The sequence below is a fragment of the Kordia jejudonensis genome (assembly GCF_001005315.1).
Lineage (GTDB): Bacteria > Bacteroidota > Bacteroidia > Flavobacteriales > Flavobacteriaceae > Kordia > Kordia jejudonensis.
In genome coordinates this window covers 80260-96120 of record NZ_LBMG01000004.1, presented here as the reverse complement: position 1 = coordinate 96120, position 15861 = coordinate 80260, and the positions used below count along the sequence as shown (strand labels likewise).

13 protein-coding genes and 1 tRNA gene are annotated in these 15861 nt (G+C 31.6%); 10 read left to right on the top strand and 4 right to left on the bottom strand.

The genetic code is table 11. The features are described 5' to 3' along the window. Window positions 1–283: 283 nt before the first annotated feature. The 5 genes from AA089_RS03145 to AA089_RS03125 all read left to right on the top strand — a co-directional run bounded on the left by AA089_RS03145 (window position 284) and on the right by AA089_RS03125 (window position 4841). On the top strand, window positions 284–826 hold the full coding sequence (locus AA089_RS03145) for an AAA family ATPase (RefSeq protein ID WP_046755459.1): 543 nt from the start codon (window positions 284–286) through the stop codon (window positions 824–826). After that, window positions 826–2724 carry a RecQ family ATP-dependent DNA helicase gene (locus AA089_RS03140; RefSeq protein WP_046755458.1) on the top strand — a complete coding sequence of 633 codons (1899 nt, stop codon included), beginning with the start codon at window positions 826–828 and terminating at the stop codon, window positions 2722–2724. Before AA089_RS03145 ends, AA089_RS03140 begins: the two co-directional genes overlap by 1 nt. A 4-nt stretch (window positions 2725–2728) precedes the next feature. Continuing rightward, the gene (gene fmt, locus AA089_RS03135; RefSeq protein ID WP_046755457.1) at window positions 2729–3676 is read left to right on the top strand and encodes a methionyl-tRNA formyltransferase; all 948 of its coding nucleotides are present in this window, start codon (window positions 2729–2731) and stop codon (window positions 3674–3676) included. A 181-nt stretch (window positions 3677–3857) separates the two neighbouring features. Then, entirely contained in the window at window positions 3858–4136 is a 279-nt protein-coding gene (locus tag AA089_RS03130; RefSeq protein WP_316936941.1) for an HU family DNA-binding protein, read from the top strand. A gap of 135 nt (window positions 4137–4271) precedes the next feature. After that, window positions 4272–4841 carry a YqgE/AlgH family protein gene (locus AA089_RS03125; RefSeq protein ID WP_046755455.1) on the top strand — a complete coding sequence of 190 codons (570 nt, stop codon included), beginning with the start codon at window positions 4272–4274 and terminating at the stop codon, window positions 4839–4841. Window positions 4842–4939: 98 nt separating this feature from the next. Here the strand turns inward: AA089_RS03125 and AA089_RS03120 are convergent, their stop codons facing one another. Then, the gene (locus AA089_RS03120; protein ID WP_046755454.1) at window positions 4940–5776 is read right to left on the bottom strand and encodes an aminotransferase class IV; all 837 of its coding nucleotides are present in this window, start codon (window positions 5774–5776) and stop codon (window positions 4940–4942) included. A gap of 51 nt (window positions 5777–5827) precedes the next feature. Further along, window positions 5828–6217: an START-like domain-containing protein gene (locus tag AA089_RS03115; RefSeq protein ID WP_046755453.1), complete on the bottom strand. Its 390-nt coding sequence runs from the start codon at window positions 6215–6217 to the stop codon at window positions 5828–5830. Between the two features lie 132 nt (window positions 6218–6349). Here AA089_RS03115 and AA089_RS03110 point away from each other — a divergent pair. Then, window positions 6350–6423, top strand: a tRNA-Met gene (locus tag AA089_RS03110). A gap of 163 nt (window positions 6424–6586) precedes the next feature. On the opposite strand, the gene AA089_RS03105 is transcribed toward AA089_RS03110, so the two are convergent. Further along, on the bottom strand, window positions 6587–7951 hold the full coding sequence (locus AA089_RS03105; protein ID WP_046755452.1) for a tyrosine-type recombinase/integrase: 1365 nt from the start codon (window positions 7949–7951) through the stop codon (window positions 6587–6589). A 276-nt stretch (window positions 7952–8227) separates the two neighbouring features. Between AA089_RS03105 and AA089_RS03100 the strand changes: the two genes are divergently transcribed. Genes AA089_RS03100 through AA089_RS03085 form a run of 4 tightly spaced genes read left to right on the top strand, consistent with a single transcriptional unit; the run spans window position 8228 to window position 13117 of the window. Further along, on the top strand, window positions 8228–8911 hold the full coding sequence (locus tag AA089_RS03100; protein WP_046755451.1) for a vWA domain-containing protein: 684 nt from the start codon (window positions 8228–8230) through the stop codon (window positions 8909–8911). A 10-nt stretch (window positions 8912–8921) separates the two neighbouring features. Next, the gene (locus AA089_RS03095; protein ID WP_046755450.1) at window positions 8922–9764 is read left to right on the top strand and encodes a PP2C family serine/threonine-protein phosphatase; all 843 of its coding nucleotides are present in this window, start codon (window positions 8922–8924) and stop codon (window positions 9762–9764) included. A gap of 12 nt (window positions 9765–9776) precedes the next feature. Further along, entirely contained in the window at window positions 9777–12050 is a 2274-nt protein-coding gene (locus AA089_RS03090; RefSeq protein WP_046755449.1) for a protein kinase domain-containing protein, read from the top strand. 2 nt (window positions 12051–12052) lie between these two features. Then, window positions 12053–13117, top strand: coding sequence for a DUF4407 domain-containing protein (locus AA089_RS03085; protein WP_046755448.1), 1065 nt, complete (start codon window positions 12053–12055; stop codon window positions 13115–13117). A gap of 126 nt (window positions 13118–13243) precedes the next feature. On the opposite strand, the gene AA089_RS03080 is transcribed toward AA089_RS03085, so the two are convergent. Continuing rightward, on the bottom strand, window positions 13244–15859 hold the full coding sequence (locus tag AA089_RS03080) for a hypothetical protein (protein ID WP_046755447.1): 2616 nt from the start codon (window positions 15857–15859) through the stop codon (window positions 13244–13246). Between the last annotated feature and the right edge of the window lie 2 nt (window positions 15860–15861).

The window sequence follows — 15861 nt, the reverse complement described above, 5'->3', positions numbered from 1 at the left end:
TTGTTTTAGAAAATTAGAATTGTAGATCGCTGACGCTGTTGGATTGTTAGATTGCTTTGTTATAGCAGTGCTGTTTTGATTTTTCAATCTTTCAATCTTTGAATCTTTGAATCTTCTAATTATATACTATCAATCAATTTTTGAAGTGTTTTTTTAAAGTTTCTACTGGCTTGAACATTGAACCTTGAATTTTTGAATCTTGAATCTTTCAATTGAGCGAAGCGATGTGAAGACTTTCATATTCCTTACAATTTGTGTAATTTTGTGAAATAAAATATTCAGATTGAACACAAAAAGAATACTCATCATCGGTGGTCCAGGTACTGGAAAATCTACGTTGATTACTGCATTAGAAGAAAAAGGATATACGTGTTTTCATGAAATATCTCGTGAAGTTACAGCCGCCGCTCAAAAACAAGGCATTGAACAATTATTTCTAACACAACCATTATTGTTCAGCGAATTGTTATTAAAAGGAAGAATTGAACAATTTAAAGCTGCTGAACAACTTGAGGCTGACTATGCTTTTTACGATAGAGGAATTCCTGATGTTGCTGCATATATGGATTACACGGGCGACACCTATCCTGAAATGTTCCGAGAAGCCTGCAAAAATCACACGTATGATATAGCATTTATGTTAGCGCCTTGGAAAGATATTTATGAGCAAGATAACGAACGTTACGAAAGTTTTGAACAAGCTGAAAAAATTCAGAAATACTTAACCTCAGCGTATGAAAGTTTCGGTTATACACTAATTGATGTTCCTTTCGGCACCGTTTCTGAACGTGTTGCCTTTATACTGAATACACTTAAAAACCACTAATGAATCAGCCGCTTGCGATTTTACAAAAATATTGGGGACATACTTCGTTTCGTCCGTTGCAAGCAGAAATTATAGCAGCAGTACTGCAACAAAAAGACACCTTAGCGTTGTTACCAACTGGTGGCGGAAAATCGGTTTGTTTTCAAATTCCTGCCTTGATGATGGACGGAATTTGCATTGTCATCTCGCCTTTAGTTTCACTCATTCAAGATCAGGTCGCTACGTTAAAAGCCAATGGAATTAAAGCAATTGCACTTACTGGCGGATTGAAAAATGAAGAAATTAGCAACTTGCTCGACAATTGTATGTATGGCGATTATAAGTTTTTGTATATCTCGCCCGAGCGTATTCAGCAAGAAATTATTCAGGAACGCATCAAACAAATGTCTGTAAATTTAATTGCTATAGATGAAGCACATTGTATTTCGCAATGGGGAAACGATTTTCGTCCTGCATACAGAAATATTCATACACTTCGCGAATTGCTTCCAAATGTGCCTTGCATTGCGCTCACAGCTACCGCTACTTCCAAAGTGGTCAAAGATATTTCAGACAATTTACACCTAAAAGATGTACAACACTTTCAACAATCGTTTGGTCGTGAAAATTTAGCCTATACCGTTTTAGAAACTGAAAATAAAATTCTAACGATTGAAAAAACAGTTCGCAAATATCCACAATCATGTATTGTATATGTTCGCAATCGGAAAAATACCGTAAAGGTTCACGAAGCATTGCAGCGCAAAGGATTCACGAGTTTATATTTTCATGGTGGACTTTCGTCAGAAGAGAAAAAACGTGCTTTACAAAGTTGGTTGCAAGGAAAAGTACAAACGATCGTTGCCACCAATGCTTTCGGTATGGGAATTGATAAACCAGATGTAAAAAACGTTATTCATATTCAACTGCCTGATAGTTTAGAAAATTATTACCAAGAAGCCGGACGTGCTGGACGAAATGGCGAATATGCAAACGCAATTATTTTAACTGATAAAAATGATGGCAAACAATTACAACAACAATTTATACACAATTTACCCGAAGTTGATTTCCTAAAACTTGTATTTAGAAAATTATGCAGTTTTTTTCAAGTAGCGTATGGCGAAGGGTATAATACAAAACATGCGCTTCCTTTTCACGAATTTTGCAAAACATATCAATTTCCCACACAAAAAACATTCGCTGCATTACAATTATTAGACAGACATAGTATTTTACAACTATCACAAAATTTTCATCGAAAAACCATCATTAAATTCATCCTAGATCAATACAATTTGATGAATTATTTGGACAAACATCCAAATTTGAGTTTAATTACACAAGCCATTTTACGAACTTATGGCGGTGTTTTTGAACAAAAAATAAACATCAACACAACCTATTTAGCTCAAAAATTAGGATTGCCAAAAGTAAAAATCAACGAGACTATTCAACAATTGGCAAAAGATGAAGTGTTACAGTTGGAAGAATTACAGACAGATGCAGAAATTACGTTTTTAGTTTCGCGTGAAGATGACAAAACTATTCATCCGATCGCAAAAGATGTGGTGCATCAAAATGAATTGAAAAAAAAGCGCATCAAAGCAGTTATTGATTATGTTCAAAATACAGAAGTATGCAAAAATACTCAACTACTCTCCTACTTTGGCGAAACTGCTAAAAAGCCATGTGGTATTTGTTCTGTGTGTAAAACACAAAAAGAAACATCGCCTGATAGCGAATTGCAATTATTAATTCGGGACGATGTTTTAAAAATATTAAAAACAAATTCGATGACTTCTACCGAAATTTGTGAAACATTACCCTATCGTGAGCAGCTTATATTAGCAATTATTCAATTACTTTTGGAAGCAGAAAAAATAAAATTAACAGAAAACAATACTTATACCTTATAATATAATGAGAGATCTTAGAATCGTTTTTATGGGAACGCCCGATTTTGCCGTGGCAACATTAAAAGCATTGTTAGATGCAAAATACACGGTTGTTGGTGTCATTACGGCGCCAGACAGACCCGCAGGACGTGGAAGAAAGGTACACCAATCTGCAGTGAAACAATTTGCTGTGACAAATAATTTAACCGTGTTACAGCCGACAAATTTAAAAAAGGAATCTTTTATAGAAGAATTACGTGCGCTTAACGCGAATTTACAAATCGTAGTTGCTTTTCGTATGTTACCAAAAGTGGTGTGGCAAATGCCTGCATACGGAACGTTTAACTTACACGCTTCTTTACTTCCAAACTACCGAGGTGCAGCACCGATAAACTGGGCTATTATTAATGGAGAAACAAAAACGGGAGTCACAACTTTCTTCATTGATGAGAAAATTGATACAGGCGCAATGATTTTTCAAGAAGAAGTAGCGATTGATCCCGATGAAAATGCTGGTGCTTTGCATGACAAATTAATGAACCTAGGAAGCGGATTGGTCGTAAAAACTGTTCAACACATAGAAAAGGATGATGTAACCACGACAATTCAGCCACAGCAAGACGATATCAAGACAGCGTACAAAATTCATAAGGAAACGTGTGAAATAGATTGGACAGCATCTTTAGATGACATTTATAATAAGATTCGCGGTTTAAGTCCGTATCCCGCTTCTTGGACAACATTATATAATGGAGAAGAAACCTTGTCTATTAAAATATATGAAGTGGCGAAAGTAAAAGAATCGCATTCGGATGCAGTAGGATGTATTATTTCTTCAAAAAAAGAAACCAAGGTCGCTGTAAAAGATGGCTACATATATTTAAAGGTAATTCAACTTCCAGGAAAACGTAAAATGGAAATTTCTGCACTATTGAATGGTTATAAATTTGAAAAAGATGCAAAAGTCGTGTAATCCCTTATGCCTAGTGATATTAGAGAATTACAACAAAAAATGGCTAGCTTTATTAACAATCGCCCTAAGTTATTAACAAAATGCGGCTTTTCCCGCGCTATTACTTGCATGGCAAGGAAATCCGTATAAATTTGTACTGCTTTTAAAAAATAATGTTTAACCAACAATTAATAATTCAACAATTATGAACAAAACAGAATTAATTGACGCAATGGCTGCTGACGCAGGAATTTCTAAAGCGGCAGCAAAGAAGTCATTAGAATCATTTTTAGGAAATGTAGAAGGAGCTTTGAAAAAAGGTGAAAGAGTTTCTTTAGTAGGGTTTGGATCTTGGTCAGTTTCAGAAAGAGCTGCTAGAGACGGAAGAAATCCTCAAACAGGAGCTACTATTAAAATTGCAGCTAAGAAAGTAGTTAAGTTTAAAGCTGGTTCTGATTTAGGAAATGCAGTAAACAAATAGTATTACTTTATTAAATAATATCAGAAAAAAGCGCTCAATAGAGCGCTTTTTTAATGCTCAAAATTGGCGTTAACTGCTTCAAATTTGATTATTCCATTTTTTTTTAATAGATTTAAGTAACCTAAAAATACGTAAATGATAGCCTTAAAACCCAACAAAGGACATCTTTTAGTTGCTGAACCATCTATTATTGGAGATGTATCTTTCAATAGATCAGTAGTTTTGCTCGCTGATCATACAGACGAAGGCTCTATTGGTTTTATTTTGAATAAACCACTCAACGTAACGCTATCGGACTTAATTCCACAGTTTGCCAACTTAAAAACGACGTTTAAAGTATACAATGGAGGTCCTGTAGAGCAAGATAATTTATATTTTATTCACAAGATTCCGCATTTAGTGCCCAACAGTATTGAAATATCTCTTGGTATTTATTGGGGCGGCGATTTTTCATCCATTGTCAAGCTACTAGAAGAAGACAAATTAAACGAGAATGACATTAAATTCTTCTTAGGATATTCTGGCTGGCATGCAAATCAGTTAAGTGACGAATTGAACTCAAATTCATGGATTATTGTGAAGAATGAACTCAAAAAAGAAATCATTTCAAAATCGTGTAAATCTATTTGGCGTAAAAAAATGATGGAATTCGGCGGAGAATACTTGATTTGGTCAAATGCTCCCGAAGATCCGAGTCATAATTAACAAAAATCGAGATTTAGAATTTATACGTGCAATGTAACAACTTGCGCGAATCATTCCATTCTTCAATCTTTTAATCTTTTAATATATCCATATATTACTTATCCCAATCGAATTCGCATATTTAACTTCGCAAGTAAATCTTTAGCGACGGTTGTTGCAAACTGCTTTTTTCGATACTTTGTAATCGGAAGTATGCCTTGAATTACGTTTGTGATAAAAAATTCATCTGATTTTTGAATTTCAAAAGGAGAAATACTTTCTTCCTTCAGTTCATAGTTGGGTAATTTTTCAAGCATTTCAATCAGTTGCATTCTCAAAATTCCTTTCAGACAGCCATCAGTAATTGGAGGCGTTTTAATCACGTTTCCTTTTACTAAGAATATATTACCATTTAAAGCTTCTACAACGCTTTTATCTTCGTTGACGAGTAAACAATTGTCCAAGTTATTTTCCTTGGCGTACACACTTCCTAAAACATTTATAATCTTGTTATTTGTTTTTAGTGTTGAAAGCAAGCCTTTGTTGATGTAAAAATCTTTGTATAAATCCACTTCATACGCAGTTTCCGATAGTAAATAGAATGGACTTTGTAATTCGGCGGCAGAAATGATGTATTCTACTTCATTAGAATCAGGCATGTACAATCCGCCATTTCCTCTAAAAATAGTACAGCGAACACGTGCATTGGTAAGTTGATTGGCTTCAAGTGTTTTTAGAATTTCTTCTTCCAGAAACTCCATGGTAAAATTCATCGGAATCTCCATTCTCAAAATTCGCATAGATTCCATAAGTCTAAAGTAATGATCTTCCCAAAAGAGAATTTTATTTGCGACGACTCGTAGTGTTTCGAAGAGCGCGTCGCCATACTTTACCCCTCTATTTTCAATATCAAGATGTATTGTATTTTTGCTAACATTGCCATTAAAATTAACCATAAAAAAAGCCTTGAATTTATCAAGGCAAATATAGTTCTTAAAAATGATTTTTTAGCGTGAACCTAAAACTTGTTTTAGACTTCCAATTTGATTTTCCCACAGCATTTTTCCTTCTTCTACTTCTTCGTCATCTGGTGCAAAATCTGTAATAATAAGAGAAACGTCTTTTGTAATTTCATCAACCACAATTTTCATTTCAAAATAATCTGAGGTATCTTCATCTTCTTCCCACTGGAAACGGATACGTTCGTTGCTTTTCTTTCCTAAAAGCTTTGCTGTTTCTTCACTTCCATCCCAAATAAAGGTAAAAACCTCTCCTCGTGAATTTACGTTATCTGCATACCATTCAGACAATCCTGAAGGTGTAGACAAATATTGGAATAAAAGCTGTGGCGAAGATTGTATAGGGAACTCCATTTCGTATTTAACTTTATCTGACATGCTTTATTTATAATTATGTTGCTGACAATATATACATTAATTGTTTAGTTTAAAAGAAAACAATAAAAAAAATAAAAATTCAGTATTATTTGTTCAAAAAAAAATTGTTTATATATTTGCACCCGCTAACACGGCGAGGTAGCTCAGTTGGTTAGAGCGTCGGATTCATAACCCGGAGGTCTCGGGTTCAATTCCCGATCTCGCTACAACATAACCCACTCATATTGAGTGGGTTATTTATTTCTTAACAGCTTCATTTTCAATACTCCAGTACGTTTAGGAGTATTGTTTTGTTCTTTTTTACTCATTCTACAAATCACTTAATCAGGCTTTTACAAGAGAGAGCTTTAGGGTAAGACCTCGGGGTTACTATCTTTTCTTAAATATTTCAACATCTCTCATAGCTTTCAATACTAGATTTTCATTAATATAATGCCTTCTTAAAACCTCTTTTGAAGTATGAGAAGATAAAAAGCCAGTATCTTCTTTCATCGTCATTGCCAAATAAGTTAGGTATGTTTTTCGCAAATGTTTGAATTGTAATTCTTTTCCCGTATCGAGAAGCTTATAGAAATGACTGAATCCTTTTGATAAATTATCTTTTAAAACATCAATTGTAATATTCCTCTCTGGAAATAAGATATGTTCATCAGTTCCAATTTTATCTTTATATCCCATTCTATTGAGCAAGTCAGACAAACCTTTTATCACAGGGATAATCTTAGGTGCAACATCAGCATTATAACCATCTCCCTTCTGACGTTCTACTTTGAAATTTCTTATTTCTATAAAAACTGGGATGTTATTTTCAACATGAATCATATTCCATTTTAATCGTACTATTTCTTCTCTCCTAGCTCCTGTGTATAAGCCAAGTTCAATTCCATTTTTTAAATACGGTTTATAACGCTGCTTACGATACGTTCTATTTTTTCCATGTATCATTTGAAATCCTATTTTTGGAGATATAATTTCTAGTAGCGCTTCATATTCTTCCAGAGTGATAATTTCTTTTCTTAATACACTCTTTCTTCTTCTTACCTTATCAAATGGATTATATAAATCAATTCTAAATTCTTGAATAGTCCAAGTGAAAAAGCTTTTTAAGTATTGCATTTTATTATTGTAAGACACCGCAGAATATGACATATTCTCTAATAAATGTGTGTGAAATATTCCGACGTGCCCATCTTTAATTAAATTAACTTTAAGTTTAGAGATATTCACTCGATTTTTCATCAATGCCCTGTTAAATAAATTTAGGCAATATTCAATCTCTTTGATATGCTTTTTTGTACGTTCTCTTTTTTGATGTGCTGGTATATTTACATTTAAAAGGTAATTTTTGTATTCCTTTTGCGCATCTAACAACAAAATTTCTTTTCCATAAGTTTTTAAGCTAGAATTCAAATTATGATAGCTTAGTTTTACTTCTTTTTCAAAAGATATAGCTGCTGAAACAGCTTGACTATAATTAGTAACTGTTAAGTTCTTCGTTCTATACTTCCCACCACTTCCAGGAATAAACACCTTAATTTTGAAACGGTGCATCTTAAAAAACTGACAGGAAGAAAATTTAGTTTTATCTTTTGCACATATAGGCTCTTTTGTGACAATTTTACCCTCCAAGTCTTTCTCACTTTTCTTAGTCCATGAGAAAGCTTTATTACATTTATTACAGAATATAATTAATCCTTTATGCCCTCGGTTAATAGGTAGTTTTATTCGTTTCATCTTCTAGGGGAATTAAGAGTTTTATTACCTAGAATTTATATAAAAAAGATATTTATTTATGATAATGATAGATCAATATCTTTAATGTGTAGTTGAGTTTTAGATTTATGTAGATGAATTATTCTTAAATATGAAGTTCTGTAAATATTAACAATTAATCAATTCATTACTAAACTCATATTACGTTTATATAAAAAAATAGTAAGGGTTTACAAACTAAATTACCTCTTCTCTTATATTCTATTTTCCTTGATTAAAATTTAAAAAATAATAATTATGGCACATAATGATTTTGCAGGTGAGGAACCTATTAATTACGAACAAAAATGTCCTTGTGTTCTTGTTTTAGACGTTTCAGGCTCAATGAGTGGAAAACCAATAAGACAATTAAACGAAGGCTTAAAAGAATTTAGAGAAGAAATACTAAATGATGAAACAGCCTGTGATAGATTGGAAGTTTCAATCGTAACATTTGGAAGTGATATTGATGAAGTTCAATCTTTTTCGTTACTGGAGAATTTTGAAATGCCTGAACTAAAAATAAATGGTAGCACTAGACTAGTAGATGGCGCTAAAGAAGGTTTGCGATTAATTGAAGAACGAAAAAAATGGTACAAAAGTACAGGACAGACATATTATCGACCTTATGTAATATTAATGACTGATGGATATCCAGATGGCGGTCAAGATATTGATGGTTTGTCTATTGAAGTTAATCAAGGCGTGGACAATAAAAAATTTAACTTTTGGGCTTTTGGTGTAGAGGGAGCTGATATGAACATGTTAGAAAAAATATCTCACCCACAATTCAAGCCTTTGAAATTAAAAGGATTAGACTTTGTTAAGTTTTTTAAATGGTTAAGCTCAAGTATGTCCTCCATTGCTGCATCACACGATGGCGACAATGTTGATATCAGTCCAAAATCCGAAAATGATAATCCTTTTCAAATAACAATTTAAGATATCAATTATGTCAAAGTCATTGTGGAAAATAGTTGGAGCTTCTTTAGTAGGAAAATCACATATTGAAAGTAGCATTCCTTGTCAAGATGCTCATAATTTTAAATTAATTAATGATACAACTGGTATTGCAGTAGTATGTGATGGAGCTGGTTCAAGTAATAATTCACATTTGGGTTCAGAGTTTATTGTCAAAAAAACTATTGAATATATAACCATTCTTATTGAAAAAACATCTTGTTTAAATAAAGATATTCAAATAACTCATGAAGAATGGCAGGAACACATGTTAGAGCTCATAAAAAAGCTACAGGAGGAATTATATGATTTTTCACAAGAACAAAAACTTGAATATAAATCTTTAGCGTGTACTTTTATTCTTATTCTTTTTTCTCCGCATAGAATATTAACATGTCATATTGGTGACGGAAGAGCAGGTTATGCCGATGTTTCAGAAAACTGGAAAAGCTTATTCATCCCATTTAAAGGAGAACAAGTAGGTCAAACCGTATTTATTACTTCAGACTTATTAAATGATAATGAACACTTAATAGAAACTTCTATTATAAATGATAATATTAGTTCATTTACTTTGATGTCTGATGGATGTGAATTAGCATCTTGGGAATGCTACAACAAGAAAGAAGATGAAGAATCATACTATGATCCTAACCTTCCATTTCCTAAGTTTTTCAAACCATGTGTAAACGCACTAAAATCAATGTATTTTGATGAATTATCAGATGGAGAAATACAAGAAAAATGGAGTTCTTTTTTAGAAAATGGCAATACAGCATTACAAAAAGAAACCGATGATAAAACTATGATTTTAGGTACTCTTATTAACACTTAAATCATTCATTATATGCCAATAGAGTTAACTACAGATAAAGGTAAAACAGTGTACATTGAAGATAAACCTTTCAAATCTGGAGGCCAAGGAGGTGTTCACTACTTTACGAGTAGTCAAAAGAATATTGTTGCAAAAGTTTTTTATCATGAAACGAATGAAAAATTAATAAAGGCAAAAAAGCTAGAACACAGAATTAAATTTATGGTGAGAAATTCTCCTATAAAGAATAGTTCAGCGGAAATTCAAAATACCCTCATCTGGCCTTTAGAACTTTTGTATCGTAAAGGACACTTTGTTGGCTTCACTATGCCAATTGCAGGGGATTCTAAATTAAATGAAATTCCTATTAAATTAAGTTGTTTATGCAAACTAAAATTACATCATAGCATTAAAACAGAAGGTAAATGGCAGAAATTTGCTCGCCATAAAACGAATACTTTAAAAACTAGATTAAAATTATGCTACAATATTGCTAATGCAGTGAATACACTTCATAAAACCAAAAACTATATTCTAGTAGATTTTAAGCCTGATAACATTTTAATAAGCTCGAATGGACTAATGTCCATAATTGACTTAGATAGCATTCAGATAGCAAAAAACAATAAAGTTATATTTAATGCAGAAGCATTCACAGAGGAATATATTCCTCCTGAACATCAAAAAAAATTATCTACAATTTCTCATACACATAAAAATGAATCATGGGATAGATTTTGCTATGCAGTTTTAGCTTATCAATTATTATTAGGGATACATCCATTCACTGCTTCACATAAAACATTGCACTCAACATCAGAATTTATTAGAGAAGGACTTTTTCCTAACGGAAAAAAGCTAGGTAAGTTTTTATCAATTCCTGCTCCTCACAAATCTTTTAAATCTCTACCAAAGGAGATTCAAAATTTATTTTTGAGGTGTTTTGAGGTTGGATATGATTACCCTACTAGAAGGCCATCACTACAAGAATGGGCAGCGACATTTGCTACTATTTTATTTAAGCCTCCAAAAATACATTGGTTCAAAGCAAATAAAACAGTACGTGACAATTTAGACCCAATTCTACTTTCTTGGAAGGTAAATGATTGTCAAAAAACACGTATCAATGGTAAAGAAATAAAGAATCAAAACCATATCAATGTAACTCCGATCAAAAATACCGTATACACCTTAGAAGCTATCAATGGAAATAAGTCTGTTAAGGCTAAAGTTGCTATACAAATAGACACAACACCTCCTAAAATTTTATTTTTCAATTCTAATAAAACTATGTTAACAGATCATCTTCCTGCTAAACTCAGTTGGCAAGTTGAACGCGCTAAAAAAATTGAAATCACAAAAGTAGGCGATGTAACCAATAAAAATAATTGCAATGTTAATCCTAAAAAAGATACTGAATATCATCTAGTTGTCTATGGGTATTTTGGACAAAAAATACAGCAAAAGTTGCAATTAAGAGTATCAAAGAAACCTCCAATTATTAAGTATTTCAAAAGTAGTATCAATCACCGTGAAGATGACTCAAAAGTATTTTTAGGCTGGCAAGTTGAAGGAGCATTTAAGCTATACATTGATGGAATTGGAGAAGTTACACATTTAAAATACATTCAGGTTGATCCAAAAAAAGATACCGTATATAATTTAAAAGCTGTCAGTTACTTTGAGGTTACAACTATTGAAACACTAAAAGTCACAGTCTCAAAGGAAGCACCAACAATACATAGTTTTACAGCAAATATTACCTTTTTAGAACATCTGATTCCAGTACATCTAAAATGGAATATTTCAAATGCTTATTCCTTGCAATTAAGTACTGGAGAAAACTTAACTAACTTATCAAGTTTTACAACACATCCAAAAAAAGACACCATTTATACTATATATGCAAAGAGTTATTTCGGAGTGCTATCAAAGAAGAGTATTCAGATAAAGACCTCTAAAGCTCCACCAAAAATACTATTTGAAATAAGTAGATTAAAATCTTCAACTTCAGCAAAAACTATACGGCTTGTATGGGATGTTAGCAGTTCCAAAGAAGTTATTTTAAATCAGAATATAGGAAAAGTAAATGCTAAAGGACATTTAGATAAAGTAATCAAAAAAGATACTGATTTTACAATTACAGCAAAAAGCCACTTCGGTGTGATTGGTAAAAAAACTATAAAAGTTGGAGTTATCTCTAAACCTTCTTTTTCTAAAAAAAATGATAGAAACAATCAGGCTCTACAAAAAAGAACAAACAAACTAGATACTTCAAAACGCAAGTGGAATCGTAAAAAACAATAATTATGAATACATTATTTTATTTCTTATCAAAAACAAATGCAGCATTGATTAAAGGCTGTAGCAAAAAGGCAAAATACAGTCAAGCTTCTATGGGCATGTTCGTTTTATTTACAGGTATTTTAGCATTTATATCCGGAACGTATGCATTAAAAATGGCTTTCGATTATGATACTGATAGTTATACTACTGCTATTTTAGGAGGCTTACTATATTGTGCCATTATTATGGCTTTTGATAGAGAAATTGTTGCAGCTAAGAGTAAATGGGCAGTAGTGACAAGAATTCCTCTAGCCATTATGATTGGATTGATAGTATCTATTCCTTTAGAGCTTACTATTCTTGAAGGAAGAATTAATGAGCAATTGGCTGATGAACTTAAACAAAAAAATGCTCCTAACATAGAGAAGATAAAAGAAGAAACTGATCGTTTAAATGTCATTGAAGCTAATATTAGGAGAAGGATTTCTATTCAAGAAGCAGAAATAAGAAAATATGATAGTATTAAAAATGATCAATTAACAGGAAGTAATGGGGCAGTTAAAGGATGTGGAGAAATTTGTGAAAATGCTATAAAGAAATCGTTAGAAGCTTCCGAACAATTAAAAAAAATAAAAGATGAACAAAATGATTTTGCTAAAGAAAAAACAACTTTAATTAAAGAGGTAAAAGAAACTTATAAAATAGATTCCTTATCATCCCAAGACTTACTTTCAAGATATATAGCATTACAAAGACTAAAAACAGCTAATATTACAAGTATTCCTGAAAAAGATCATTCTGATATTATTGAACGTGCAAATTCTACTAAAATTATCTCTTGGGCTTTGGCAATATTGATCATTTTTATCGAAATTTTTCCTGCTTTAATGAAAGCTTTTAAGGAGAAAACCGATTATGATGAATTGTTAGAAGCACAATCCGAAATAAATCGAGGGCTTATTTTTGTTAAAACGGATGATATACTAAATGACATAGAGCAAAACCCAAAACAAGTTTTTCCTGCTGATGCCATTGAAAAAATCCAAAAACAAATGCAGGTTGTTTCTAAAAATAAAACTAGCCCTTGATTATATTTTTTTCTAATTTATAGAGAATATAATATTTGAATTTTCATAAGAAGAAGCCTCTACCAAATTGTTTAAACAATTTGATGGAGGCTTCTTTATATTTTGAGATATTTAAACTAGCTCTATTTAAAACTTACTCAATAGCTTTGCCGCATTTTTAATGTCCCCACTAACTCTCTTCCATTTTTTTATCACTACTCTTTTATATCTTCTACTAGATAAATAGTCTTTTGCAATTATAGGCATAACAGCATCTAAAATTTTAGCAGTTCCTTTTGAAATAGTAATTCTAATGAAAATTCTATAAAATAAATTTATAACTGAAAAGTATCCTCGTATTAATGGAGATCTAAAAATAACTATTGACATAATCATTTCTCTTATTTTTTCAAAAAATGCTTTTAATTTTTCAACTATTCTCAACCATCTGTGTTTCTTTTTTTCTTTATACTCAAGCAGCACTGAAAACTCAATAAATGCTAATGTTGCTAATTGCTTTAATTTCTTAGAATCCTCTCTGAGCCAATCGAACATTAATTGCTCTATTTTTAAAAATGGTCTATCCATAAACCTCCAACTATCATAAGTTATGTTGTCTACCTTTATTTTAAGGTCTCCACCATATTGCTCTTTTCGTTCTTCCATATATTGTGCCCCAATTACGGATACAATATAGTTTCTTTCTTGTTTTGACAATTTAGGCAATAAAATTTTTATCGGTTTTTTATTCTTAGTACCTACTAATGTTAATTGCATAATTGTATCTACAAATACCCTTTTTATGATATTATTTTTTTCTTCTAATCTTATTCTTTTAAGAATATCATATATTAACTTACCATTAATTGAAGTATGTATACCGTTCATTTCAATAATTTTACCTAAAGTTATTACCATAGCAGCCATTAACTTATCTCTATCAGTAAGCTTTGTTTTTTTACTATCTGAAAACTTGTTTGCGCAATGTTTTAAGCAAGAAGCTATTATCTTTTCAGTAACATCGGGATTTTCAGTATAAGCGAAAGCTAACCCTACTGCAACTGGGTATATTAAATCTTCTTTTTTTAAAAATTCTTCTAATGGAACTATTGTCTTTTTCCCTAATTGTAAAGGCTTAGTAAATTGTACTGCATGTAGTCTTAAAATATCCGATATTGTTTGTCTAAACCTATCTCTCACCAAATCGTTTGTATCATCGATAAATGAAAATAATAACTCAATCAACTCAATAGATAGTTTATTTGGAGTATCGTATTTAGCAGCTTTAGCGATAGTCAAAATAATTGTTGCTCTTAGATAAACAGCATGCGACAAGACTTTTTCTCGTCCCTTAATTAATTCTATGATTATTGGTTTCCATTTAGAAGTTTCTTGCCAATTTGATAGAAATTCAAATAATTGTTTTTCTCCGCCAGGTATTTCTTTCCATTTTGCTATTGCTTCTGCAGCTACATTTTGAGAAGCAATAGAGTCTTGAGAAGCTAATGTTAAAAGAGGTGTTTGAATCAAGGTCTTTGAGACTCTTCCCAAATCACTAAGCAAACTTGTGACTGATTTTCTTAACATTCTTCTTCTATTCTCATTACCAAACAGTTCTGAGTTTAAATAATTTTCTTTTGACGATTCAATGACTAGGTCTATTCCCATATCTACAGCCATTTTTATGTGTCTTCTATGGCTATACCAAGAAATTTTAAATAGTTCAATTTGTTGATTGGGATATTTGTTTCTTATAAGTCTATGTTCCCTATCAACAATATCATATTTAAAAAAACTAAATAGTTTTTCAATATCTCTATAATCTAATGCTTTTAAACCATTATGGCTGTACTGCCATTCTTCTTTAGATAATTTTTTTGCAACTTCAAAATACTGATCGTCATATAAATCACTAAACAATACCATACTTAATGCGACGTATTGTTCTAATGCAGGTAATGAATGGAACCACTTGTACATTAGAGTATCTTGTTTACCTAGTGTATCTTTTAAACAGTCCATAATTATATTAATATCAATATTCCCTTTTTGAAGTGTAAGTGTTTTGACAAAAAAGTCTATCTGTTCGGGAGTGGAGAAATTTTTCGCTAATTGAGTAAGACTTCCACCTGGTAATTGTGAATTAGCATCAACTTTATTTAGCCCATTAGCAAACGAAATTTCTTTAATATTTTTATTTAGTTTTTTTGCTAAATACTGTTTTAATTCTACAGCATCATAGCTTATTTTTTGTGAATCTAATTGTAACCAATATTTTTGTTGTAATACACTGGACAGTTGCCATGCGTTTTGAGGAATATCAGTACTAGTTAAGAATATCAATTGGTTTTGCTGTGCAATCTTTTCTAATAATAGTAAATCATAATTCAAATGATGTGGTTGTAATTTTTGAAATATAACAATACCGTCTTTCAGCCCTTTTAATGACGATATAAAACTTTGTCGTTCAGCTACTCCTACCCATTCATAAACATCAAAACTTGTTGATTGATGTAATTGCTCAGCTAAATAATTTAAAAGACTGCCTTTATCAAAATCGTAATCACCTCCAATGAGTATTAATTTATTATTAACTCGCTGTAAGATACTAGATGCGATAGTTGGTTTGACATAGTTTTTAGAAAAGCCCGTGAGATTTACTTTGCTGAAGAGTTCTTTGGGATTGTTATTTATAATATTCCCTTTAAAATCTCGCCCAACACTAATAATATTTTTTCCAATTTGTAATGTAGATGTTCCCATAT